This window comes from Streptomyces sp. LS1784, from assembly GCF_020103755.1.
In the GTDB taxonomy this organism is placed as follows: Bacteria; Actinomycetota; Actinomycetes; order Streptomycetales; family Streptomycetaceae; genus Kitasatospora.
In genome coordinates this window covers 1-9,991 of sequence record NZ_JAHSQD010000301.1, presented here as the reverse complement: position 1 = coordinate 9,991, position 9,991 = coordinate 1, and the positions used below count along the sequence as shown (strand labels likewise).

Annotated in this window: 11 protein-coding genes; 4 read left to right on the top strand and 7 right to left on the bottom strand. The window is 72.4% G+C overall.

Annotation, left to right across the window (positions count from 1 at the left end; all coding sequences use genetic code 11):
* From KS423_RS28110 to KS423_RS28095, 4 genes are all read right to left on the bottom strand, one after another.
* Positions 1 to 187, bottom strand: a 187-nt coding sequence (locus KS423_RS28110) for a helix-turn-helix domain-containing protein (protein ID WP_263455322.1), incomplete at its 3' end; no start/stop codon positions are given.
* A 93-nt stretch (positions 188 to 280) separates the two neighbouring features.
* Positions 281 to 742, bottom strand: a complete 462-nt coding sequence (locus KS423_RS28105) for a hypothetical protein (protein ID WP_224282570.1) — start codon at positions 740 to 742, stop codon at positions 281 to 283.
* Positions 743 to 1,076: 334 nt separating this feature from the next.
* Positions 1,077 to 1,631: a hypothetical protein gene (locus KS423_RS28100; RefSeq protein WP_224282569.1), complete on the bottom strand. Its 555-nt coding sequence runs from the start codon at positions 1,629 to 1,631 to the stop codon at positions 1,077 to 1,079.
* A gap of 14 nt (positions 1,632 to 1,645) precedes the next feature.
* A complete protein-coding gene (locus KS423_RS28095) occupies positions 1,646 to 2,080 on the bottom strand; it encodes an ATP-binding protein (RefSeq protein WP_224282568.1) in 435 nt (144 codons plus the stop codon).
* A gap of 271 nt (positions 2,081 to 2,351) precedes the next feature.
* Here KS423_RS28095 and KS423_RS28090 point away from each other — a divergent pair, with 271 nt between their 5' ends.
* The gene (locus tag KS423_RS28090; RefSeq protein ID WP_224282567.1) at positions 2,352 to 3,182 is read left to right on the top strand and encodes a helix-turn-helix transcriptional regulator; all 831 of its coding nucleotides are present in this window, start codon (positions 2,352 to 2,354) and stop codon (positions 3,180 to 3,182) included.
* Positions 3,179 to 3,391 carry a DUF397 domain-containing protein gene (locus tag KS423_RS28085; protein WP_224282566.1) on the top strand — a complete coding sequence of 71 codons (213 nt, stop codon included), beginning with the start codon at positions 3,179 to 3,181 and terminating at the stop codon, positions 3,389 to 3,391. Before KS423_RS28090 ends, KS423_RS28085 begins: the two co-directional genes overlap by 4 nt.
* Positions 3,392 to 3,581: 190 nt before the next feature.
* On the opposite strand, the gene KS423_RS28080 is transcribed toward KS423_RS28085, so the two are convergent.
* Both KS423_RS28080 and KS423_RS28075 read right to left on the bottom strand, forming a co-directional pair.
* Positions 3,582 to 4,244, bottom strand: a complete 663-nt coding sequence (locus KS423_RS28080) for a response regulator transcription factor (protein WP_224282565.1) — start codon at positions 4,242 to 4,244, stop codon at positions 3,582 to 3,584.
* On the bottom strand, positions 4,241 to 5,401 hold the full coding sequence (locus KS423_RS28075; RefSeq protein WP_224282564.1) for a histidine kinase: 1,161 nt from the start codon (positions 5,399 to 5,401) through the stop codon (positions 4,241 to 4,243). Before KS423_RS28075 ends, KS423_RS28080 begins: the two co-directional genes overlap by 4 nt.
* A gap of 453 nt (positions 5,402 to 5,854) precedes the next feature.
* Here KS423_RS28075 and KS423_RS28070 point away from each other — a divergent pair, with 453 nt between their 5' ends.
* Positions 5,855 to 7,345: a hypothetical protein gene (locus KS423_RS28070; RefSeq protein ID WP_224282563.1), complete on the top strand. Its 1,491-nt coding sequence runs from the start codon at positions 5,855 to 5,857 to the stop codon at positions 7,343 to 7,345.
* Positions 7,346 to 7,583: 238 nt separating this feature from the next.
* Positions 7,584 to 8,474, top strand: coding sequence for a hypothetical protein (locus tag KS423_RS28065; protein WP_224282562.1), 891 nt, complete (start codon positions 7,584 to 7,586; stop codon positions 8,472 to 8,474).
* A gap of 336 nt (positions 8,475 to 8,810) precedes the next feature.
* Here KS423_RS28065 and KS423_RS28060 read toward each other — a convergent pair.
* On the bottom strand, positions 8,811 to 9,991 hold a 1,181-nt coding region (locus KS423_RS28060), incomplete at its 5' end, for a S53 family peptidase (protein WP_308020257.1).

Here is a 9,991-nt window from a genome sequence, read left to right as displayed (position 1 = left end):
GGTCCAAGTCCCTCAAGGTCTGCTGCAACACATGCGACGGCGCATCCCCGAGCCACGGAAACTCCCGCTTCGCCTCCACCAGCTCGGCGGCCTGCGGCACGTAGTTCATCCACGCACCCCGCCGCCGATACTCCCGCCGCTGCTCCAACGCGGTGTTCCACACCACCCGGCAGATGTCACCGAACATCTCACACAACCCGGCCTGCGCCGAGTCGAGTTCAAGCCGGTACCGACGCCCGGACAACATTGCGAAACACCCCCTTCGGCTGCCGAAATCAACCTAGCCCACGCCACTGACAACACAGCGAATCGCGCCGCTTCGCGGCTCCGGCACAGCAAGAGCCAACCCCAACTGAAGCAGCAGGTCTGCGCTCAAGATCAACGCCCAGTACTGGTAGTGCGCCACGGTGAGGTAGACACGCTTGTTGATGTAGTCCAGCACCACCTTGACGTTGTGCTCCCAGTCGCTTCCCGTACCGGTGTACTCGGCGAAGCCGCGGGGGGGCGTGGCCGCGTTCTGGACCGAGGAGCCCGCACCGGACTGCGAGTGGGCGGTGTAGTGGGCGTGCAGCAACCGGGCGTGCTCGGGGACGGCCGCGGGGTCGAACTGGTTGTCGGGGAGCCTTCCGTAGTCGCCCTGATGCCAACTGCGCAGCGTCCCCAGTTGGTTGGGGCTCTTGTCACGGACCACCTTCCTCGCCCTGTTGCGGCCGTGCACGCGTTCCCCATCCGACAGCGACATTCGGCCCCCTCCCGGATACAGCGCGAGCGGTACCCACACCAGAGGCGCACAGCCCGAGGGGCCGAACGGCTGCCTCGGCGTGCCCTCGGAAGCGCCCCGGAGCACGGCCTCGCCCGGCCACCGTGCCGGGTGGTGGTCCGTGGCGCCTGATGCCGGGTGGCGCGGAAGCGGAAGAGCGCCGCCGATGCCGTCGGCAACTGACGGCCCTCGGGTCCGGCTGCCCCACAGGGCCGCCGCGGGCCTGCGGTGGTGGACACGCTCGGCTGATCAGGCCGGTTCGACCGTGCTGCGCAGGAAGTCGTCGGGGTCGACTTCCTGTGTGCGACACGGGTTTTCAGGTGTGGCTGGCCGCTTGGGTGCGGCAGTGGGCGAGGGCGTACTTGATGCGGGTGTCGGGGTTGGGCGTGGTGGTGAGGAGTTCGCCGGCGGCGACGAGGGCGGTCCAGTAGCGGGCGGGGTCGCCGGTGCGGGGAAGGGGCTGGGTCGCGGCGAGGGAGAGGTAGGCGGCGGTGAGGTTGCCGGTGGTGAACCAGCGGGTGAGGCCGTGCTGGTGGCCGGGGCGGATACCGCCGATGGCGTCGATGGCGACCAGGAAGAGGTCGACGACGGCGAGTTCGGTGGGGTTGAGGGGCTTGGGGATGTCGAAGACGCCGAGGGCTTCGAGGAGTTCGCCGGTGTCGGTTTCGGAGTCGGGGCGGGGGTCAGCGAGCAGCGCGTCGTGGCAGTCGGCCAGGCGGAGGGTGGTCTCGGCGGCGGGGATGTCGAGCGCGTGGCAGACGGCTCGGGCACAGGTCAGGGGCTGGTGGCCGAGCCGGGCGAGGAGGGCATAGGTCGCGGCGGGGGTGGCGCCACGGGAGAGGGTGTGGCGGGCGAGGGCGGAGAGATTCATGGGGGTTCGGGCTTTCAGACGGTGACGAGGGCCGGGGTGGGGGCGGGGGCGACGAGGGCCCAGACGAACTTGCCGATGCCGCCGGGCCGGGAGGCGCAGCCCCAGCTTTCGGCGAGCTCGTTGACGAGGAGAAGGCCGCGCCCGTGCTCGTCGTCCGGCGCAGCGGCACGGAGGGACGGGCGGCCGCTGCCGGCGTCGTGCACCTCCAGCCGGAGGCGGGAGCCGATGAGGGCGAAGCGGACCTCGATGAGCCGGTCGGCGGGCGCGTCGCAGTGCTGGACCGCGTTGGCGAACAACTCTCCCAGGAGCAACTCGGCGGTGTCGGTGTAGCGGTCGCCGGCAGGGAGACCCGCGAGGTAGGCGCGGAGCAAGTACCGGGCCAGGGGCGTGGATTCGGCCCGGGAATCGAGGCGCGCGACGAACATGCGGGGGCGACGGGCAGTGAGCATGGGGACCTCAGAGGGGCGGAAGAAGGTGCACGAAAAGGAGCGCGGAGTCACGCGGCGCGTGCCTGATCCGGTGTCATCCAGCTGCCGGGCCTGCGCGACTTGGACGCAGACGGGACCACCACTCGGGATTCCGCCCGTCAGACATAAAACCTCCGCGAGTCGCTCTGTGCTTCCGGTTAATCACCAGGCGTAGCCATGGTGGCGTGAAAGCCCCTACGATTGCCAGCGCCTTACCTTTGACAGCAATGTCATGTGAAGGAGCCGAAGGATCATGACCGAAGCCGTTGTTGACACCCAGGCATCGCCACAGATCCGCTTCGGCCAAGAACTTCGCAGGTCACGCCGGGCAAGGCGGTGGTCTCAGACTGAGACGGCCAAGCGCCTGGGGTACTCGGGCGCGCACATCTCATATGTCGAGAATGGGAAGCGTTCACCAACACGCCCCTTGGCTGTTAAGGCCGATGAGGTGTTCGGATCAGGCCAACGATTCTTCGAGTTGTGGCGGCGATTCAGCCGGGCGGCACTCCTTGAGGGATTCGCCGAGTTCGCTGACGCCGAAGCCCGGTGCCGACGGCTGCGCACTGTCGGCCTGATCATCGTTCCCGGCCTTCTCCAGACCCCTGCGTACGCAAGGGCGCTGGCACAGGCGGCTGTCCGGCGTGGTGCGATCACTACGGCCGAGGCGGATGAGCGCACGGACTATCTGGCCCTGCGACAGGAGATCCTCGACCAGAAGAGCCCTCCGACGCTTCACGCGGTGATTGAGGAGGGGGTGTTGCTGCGCCCCGTCGGCGGCCCTCAGGTCATGGCCGAGCAGCTACGACACCTTGAGGGCTTGGCCGAGCGCCCGAACATCACCGTGCAGATCGCCCCGTTCAGCATGGGCGAGAATCTCTCCTTCACACTGCCGGTCGTTCTGTTGAACCTCCCGGATCACACAGTCGTGGGGTATGCGGAGTCGACGGCGAGGGGCCACCTTGAGCGGTCACGCGCAGCGGTTGCGGGATGGGAAAGTGACTACGATCAGCTACTGGTGGAAGCGCTGCCGAAGGCCGCATCCCAGGAGATGATCCGCAGGGCCCGAAAGGAATTCCCATCATGACCGACCGCGTAGACCTGTCCAGCGCTTCCTGGGCCAAGTCCTCGTACTCCAACAACGGCGGCGACTGCGTCGAGGTCGCTGCCGACGTCCCCGGTCTGGCTCCCGTCCGTGACTCGAAGGACCCTCAGGGGCCGGCTCTGATCTTCCGGGCCGAGGCCTGGGCGTCGTTCGTCGCCGCCGTCCGCAGCGGCGAGTTCGGCAACGTCTGAACCGCAGGCCCGGGCGTTCAGGGTCCGGGCCTGCGGCCCGCTCCTTCCCGTCGCGCAGGAAGTCGACCCCGTCGACTTCCTGCGCGCGGTTGGTGGCTGGGACAGCCCGGGTTCGGCAGGTGGCGGGGCCCGGGGCGGCGGTGTGGTCGATCGTGTTGTGGGTGAAGGGGAGCGGCGGCGCAGGGCGGCGTCATGCCGGGTGGATGAGGCGGCTTTCGTAGGCGAAGACCACGGCCTGGATCCGGTCGCGGAGTTCGAGCTTGTGCAGGATGCGCCCCAGGTGGGACTTCACGGTCGCCTCCGCGAGGTACAGGGCAGCCGCGATCTCGGTGTTGGACAGGCCGCAGCCCACCTGGACGAGCACCTCGCGTTCACGGGCGCTGAGCCGGCTCAGCCGCTCGTCGTGGTCGGCGCTGCGGCCGTCGGGGATGTGGGGGCGGAGGTTCTCCAGCAGGCGGCGGGTGATCCGCGGGGAGAGCGCCGCGTCGCCCGCGGCGACGTTGCGGATCGCGGTGAGCAGTTCCTCGGGCCTGGTGTTCTTCAGCAGGAAGCCGGAGGCTCCGGCGTTGAGTCCGGCGAAGGCGTACTCGTCGAGGTCGAAGGTGGTGAGGATGAGCACTCTGCTCTGCGGGGAGACCCCGATGACCTGCCGGGTCGCCTCGATCCCGTCGGTCCCGGGCATCCGGACGTCCATGAGGACGACGTCGGGGCGCAGTTCCCGGGCGAGGCGTACGGCCTGGGCGCCGTCCGCGGCCTCGCCGACCGGTGCCATGTCGGGCTGGGCCTCCAGGACCGTGCTGAAGGCCATGCGGAGCAGTGCTTCGTCGTCGGCGATCAGGATGCGGATCGTCATGCGGACGCCGCCGCACCGCTGTCGAGGAGCAGCCGGGTGTGGACTCCCCAGCCGCCGCCCGGGAGCGGTCCGGCCTGCAGCGTCCCCCCGTAGGCGGCCGAGCGTTCGCGCATGCCGGGGATGCCGTGGCCGGACGGTGTGGCGGCGGGACGTGGCGGGCGGGGGCCGCTGTCGGTGACGTCCACGGTGACGGCCCCGGTCGAGCACTGGATCCGGACGCTCGCGCGGGTGCCGGTGGGCGTGTGCTTGAGGCTGTTGGTCAAGGCTTCCTGTACCAGGCGGTAGACGGTGAGTTGTGCGGTGGCGGGAATGTGGGCGTGGCCGCCGTGGACGTCGAGACGGGTGGGCAGTCCGGCGGCGCACATCTGGTCGGCGAGGGCCTCCAGTTGGGCGATGCCGGGCAGCGGGTGGCGCTGCGCGTCCGGTTCGTCGGTCCGCAGGACGCCCAGCGAGCGCCGCATGTCGGTCAGGGCCTGCCGGCCCGTCTCGGAGATCTGGAGCATCGCGGCGGTGGCCTTGTCGGGCGACCGGTGCTGCGCGTAGACGGCGGCGTCGGTGAGCGCGACCATGACGGACAGGTTGTGGGTGACGATGTCGTGCATCTCCCGGGTGATGCGGGCCCTTTCCTCGGCGACGGCCAGTCGCGCCTGCTGTTCCTGCTCCTGCTGCAGGCGTGCGGCCCGTTCCTCCAGGGCCGCGAGGTAGGCGCGCGTGGTGCGCACGTTCACGCCGAGGACGGCGGCGGCGACGGTCATCGCGGTGGCCGCGACGAAGGGCGTCAGGAACGCGCCTTCCGTCGTCCAGCGCAGGCAGGCCAGGAGGACCCCTGCCTCCACGACGGCACCGGCGACGAGCGTGCCGCGCCGGCCCGCGTTCGCGGCCACCGTGCACAGGGCCACCAGCAGGGCGATGTCGGCCGGCAGTTGGACGTCCATCAGCCACTGGACGAAGGCCGCGGCCGCCACGGCGCCGAACACCGTGAACGGGGCTCGGCGCCGCCACAGCAGGGGCAGCGCGAGGGCGGCGGTGAGGGCCGTGGCCACCGGCAGCTCGTGCGGCGCGCGCGTGGTGATGACGTTGAGGAGCAGGAGCGCCGGCAGCAGCGCGTCCCACACCGCGGGCGGCAGCCGGGAGCCCCGGCGCACGGCGGCCGTCACCGGTCGCGCCGCTCGTGCGGAGGCCCGGTCGGCGTACCTCGTCAGCCGTAGGGCCGCCCTCGCCCACCACGCACGCAACCGCTCCCGCACCCGTTGGGCTTGGCCGGGTTCCGCGGCGGCCTCGGTCATCGCACGTCCCTGTCGGTTCGGTGTCATGGTGGCCCCGGCCGGGGCCACCCCCGCGGACAGCCGGATCAGCGTCGGGTACGGGGACCGTACGCCTCGCGCCGCCCGGCACGTACCGCGGCCCTGTCACCGTAGGCCGCGGGCCCGCGCCGCACATGAGTCCACCGTCTGACGGCACCGTGGCGGGATACGACCGCAGGAGGAGTCCCGCTGCCTCCCGGGGTCGCAGAGCGGCCGCCGATCCGGCGTGCCCGACTGCCACTTCTGTCGCCAAGGGACCTGCCGCGGATTGCGACCCCGGTCGCCCACGATGACGACCCGTGATCGATGCGGCGGCGCAGGCCCGGCGCCGAGCATGGCCGGGTGACCGAGAACATCGCGGGACTGCCCATGTCCCCCCTGGAAATCCTCGCCCTGCTGGGTGCCGTCGCGCTGGTGGTGGCGCGCTGGCTTCCCCCCGTCGCCCGCCCGGGCGTCACGATCGCGGCGGGGGCGGTTCTCCTGCCGTTCGCGATCGTGCTGGGCGTGGCGGGGATCCGCTGGCAGCTGCTGCCGGTACTGGCGGGCGCGGCCTTCGCGTTGCCGTTCGCCCTCTCCCCCCTGCTGCGGCGCCGTACCGGCCGGCCGGCGTGGCGGGCCCGCTGGTGGCTGGCGCTGCCGGGATCGGTGGCCTGCGTCGGCCTGATCGCCACGGGCCCGGTGGCCGCCTGGGCCTTTCCCGTACCCGTGTTCCCCGAGCCGACGGGCGCCTTCGCGGTCGGCACCCGCGTGGTGCAGTGGACCGACCCGCGCCGCCCCGAGACCTTCACCGCCGATCCCGGCGACCTGCGCACGGTCGTGGTCCAGCTCTGGTACCCCGCGCAGAAGAGCCCCGCGGGCGCGCGGCGGGCCCAGTACCTCGGACGCACGGAGCAGGAGGCGCGCACCGTCTCCGAGGCCCTCGCCCGCGGCGTCGGCCTGCCGGGTTTCCTGGTCGACGGTGTCCCGCGCGCCCGCAGCCGTGCGGTCTTCGACGCCCCGGTGGCCGGTGGCGGCGAACGGTTCCCGGTCGTGCTGTTCTCTCCCGGGTCGGGCGGAGTGCGCACCCAGAACACGGCCTGGGCGGAGGAACTGGCCAGCCACGGCTACGTGGTCGCCGCCCTCGACCACCCGTACGACTCCGCCGCCGTCGTCCTCGCCGACGGCCGGACGATCACCACCGAGACCGCCTCCACCGGCGACCCGGCCAAGGACGAGGAGCTCGCGGCCGGCTGGACGGCGGTTCGGGCCGCCGACCTCGGCTTCGTCCTCACCCGGCTGGACGGTCTGGACCGGGGTGAGGGCGCCGACCCGCTGACCGGACGCCTGGACACCGGCCGGGCCGCGGTGACCGGCCACTCCATGGGCGGTGCCGCCGCCCTGCAGGCAGCCCGGCAGGACCGCCGCTTCGACGCCGTCATCGATCTGGACGGTTACCCCCACGGCCCCGCCTCGCCCGCCCTCGACCAGCCGACGCTCGCGCTCACCCAGGCCGTCACCCCGGCAACCGACCCGCGCTACCTGCCCCGCCTCACCGAAGCCCTCGGCTCCAGCACCGCGACGAGCTACCGGCTCACCGTCCCCGGTGCCGCACATCTCACGTTCATGGACGGCCCCCTGTACCTGCCGCCCGTGCCCTCGATCGTCGGCTCCCTGGGCCGCACCGGGAGCCCGCGCGTCGTCGCCGCGGCCACCCTCGCCTTCCTGGACTCCGTACTGCGGGGCAAACCCGGCGACCCGGCCGGCGTTCTGCCGGCCTACGGCAGCCTCAGCGTCCACCACCCGGGCGGCCATGGGTGAAGCCGGGGGCCGCTGCGGTGACGGCGCCGGGGCGGCCCCCTCGGGCGCAGGAAGTCGGACCCGCCGACTTCCCGCGCGGGGCCGTCAGGAGCGGACGGCTCCTCGGTCGGAGCAGTTGTCGCGAACGCCCGTTGTGTGCGTGATCGCCGTGGTACGTTCCGTTACCTCAACCGAAAACAGGCGACCCCGGCGGTGCTACCAACACCCCGGGGTCCGGCAACAGGAGCCAACACTCCCGATGCGTGTTCATCGTAGCGCCCACGTGCGCGACTTCACCGTGCTGCCCAACGGCATGCTGCAGTGCCGACGGCTCTCGTACACCGCCCGCGGACTGCTCTCGGACCTCCTCTCCCGCCCCGACGGCCGGCGCGAGGACGGCCGGCACATGGCCGACACCAGCCCCCAGGGGCGCGGCGCGATCCGCAAGGCCCTGAAGGAGCTGACCGCCGCCGGGTACTACCGCGTCGAGAAGATCCGCAGGCCCGACGGCACGATCGTCACCGAGACCCACGTCTACGACACCCCGCAGCTCGCGCCGCCGCCGGGTGCCACCCGTCCGGTTCCCGGCCGAGCGGCCACCGGCGGCGCCGGCGCCCTTCCAAAGGACCGGCATCAAGAACCCTCCCTCCCCGCCGAACAGGTGACTGCCCATCAGGAAGCAGACGATCAGGTCGCGGAGGTGCCGGACGAGCAGTTCCGCGAGGCCGTCGCCACGCTGTTCCGGGTGATCCGCCCGGAGCCGCGCCTGCGCCTGGGCGAGGCCGAGGCGCGTGAACTCGCTCCCCTGGTCGCGCAGTGGCTGGAGCGCGGCAGCAGCCCCGCCGACCTCGCCCAGGCCCTGCTGCCGGGCCTGCCCGCCCCGATGCACTCGGCGCTCGCGGTGCTCCGCTACCGCCTGGAGCGCAAGATGCCACCCGCCCCGGCCGCCGTGCGGCCCGCCGCGTCCCGGTACGCCGAGTGCGCCAAGTGCCATGACCCGGTGCCCCGTCCGGGAATCTGCGGCCCCTGCGCGGGCCTCGCACCCCGGCCCGCCGGGATCGGCGGCGGCGAGGCCGTCACCCGTACCGGCGCCGCCCGGGCCAGGGCGGCGCTACGGGGCTGCGGCCGATCGCTTCGGCCCGCGTGTTGAGTGCGGGCCGGGCCCGCTGCCGCGAGGGTCGGCTCGGCTTTCGACGTTCCGACCGGTCCGGGTGATCATGCCGCAGTGTCGAGGCCGGCTGCTGCCCGCGCCTGCCGGACTCGTGGTCATGGGACCAGGTGCGCGTCGACCCCACGCCGCCGAGTATCCCGGTCACCGTGCACCTGCCGGTCTGCGCGGCCGGATGACGCCCCATCACTCACCCGGGCAACCACCACGACGATCGACAAGAGCGTCGGACGTCGAGCTCAAGAGCCCCGCCGACGCGCAGGCGCACCGGGCGCCGTGGAGGCGGTCCGGTGCGCCGTGACCCGGTGTGCGGGCGTGTCAGCGCCGCAGCCCGCGGACGCCGTGAGGTGTGCCGATGCCGGTGGGTCCGTCGTAGCCGCGGACCGCTGTGCACAGGTAGGAGCCGCCGCAGGAGCCGGTGGAGCCGGTGACGATGTCGTTGAAGGCCCGGGGCCGGGCGTAGGGGTAGGAGGCGGCGAAGTCGTTGGCGCCGGGCGTGCCGGCGACCGCGTACATGCCGGTGATCAGCGGCGCGGCGACGCTGGTGCCACCGATCACGTGCCAGCCGGCCCCGTCGTTGGGGTCGGTGAAGTACACCGCGATGCCGGTGCCGGGGTCGGCGACGGCGGAGACGTCGGCGATGGTGCGGTTGGCGCAGCCGGGGTCGTGCTGCCAGGACGGCTTCGGGTCGAAGAGCGAGCAGCCGGAGCCGGAGCCGGACCAGGCGCTCTCGGACCAGCCCGGGCGGGTGAACGGCGGCACGCGGCGGTGTACCCGGTGCAGGCTGGTGCCGCCGGCGGCGGTGACGAACTGGGAGGCCGCGGGGTAGATCGGGTTGGGGTAGCCGTTGTCACCGCTGCTGGCCACGAACGCGATGCCGCGGTGGTTGAAGAACGCGTCGACGAGCGTCTGGTTGGGGAATTCCGGCGCGCCGAAGCTCATCGAGATGAACGTGGCGCCCTGCTGGAAGGCCTGGCCGACCGCGTGGATCTCGTTGCGGAGCAGGTCGTCGTCGGCCTCGACCAGCAGGAGGTGGCAGTCCGGGCAGGCGGCGCTGACGGCGGCGAGGTCGGTGGCGGTCTCCACCACCCAGCCGGGATCGGTGGTCGGCGGCGGGGTCGAGCCGCCGTTCTGGTTGATCTTGCGGAAGCACCCGTTGGCCGTGGTGCACGGTGGCAGGTGGTACTGCTCCCGGTAGACCGCGAGGTCGCTCTCGGCGGTGCGGTCGTCGAAGGCCACCACGATGGCCACCGTCCGGTCCCCGCCGCCGTTGCGGGGCAGGTCGTAGGCGGCCTGGAGGTCGCGCGCTCCGAAGCCCGGCGGCTCGGTGTCCGGCCGCGGGTGCCGCAGCCGGGGCAGGTCGGTCCGGATCAGGGCGAGGCAGGGCGCCCGCAGGTCGGCCGGCACCTCGGCCACCTCGCCGGACGGGGCGGTCAGCGCCACGGTCGGTGCGTCCGCCGCAGCGGCCGGGGCCGGTGCGCAGGCACGTTCGGCCGTCA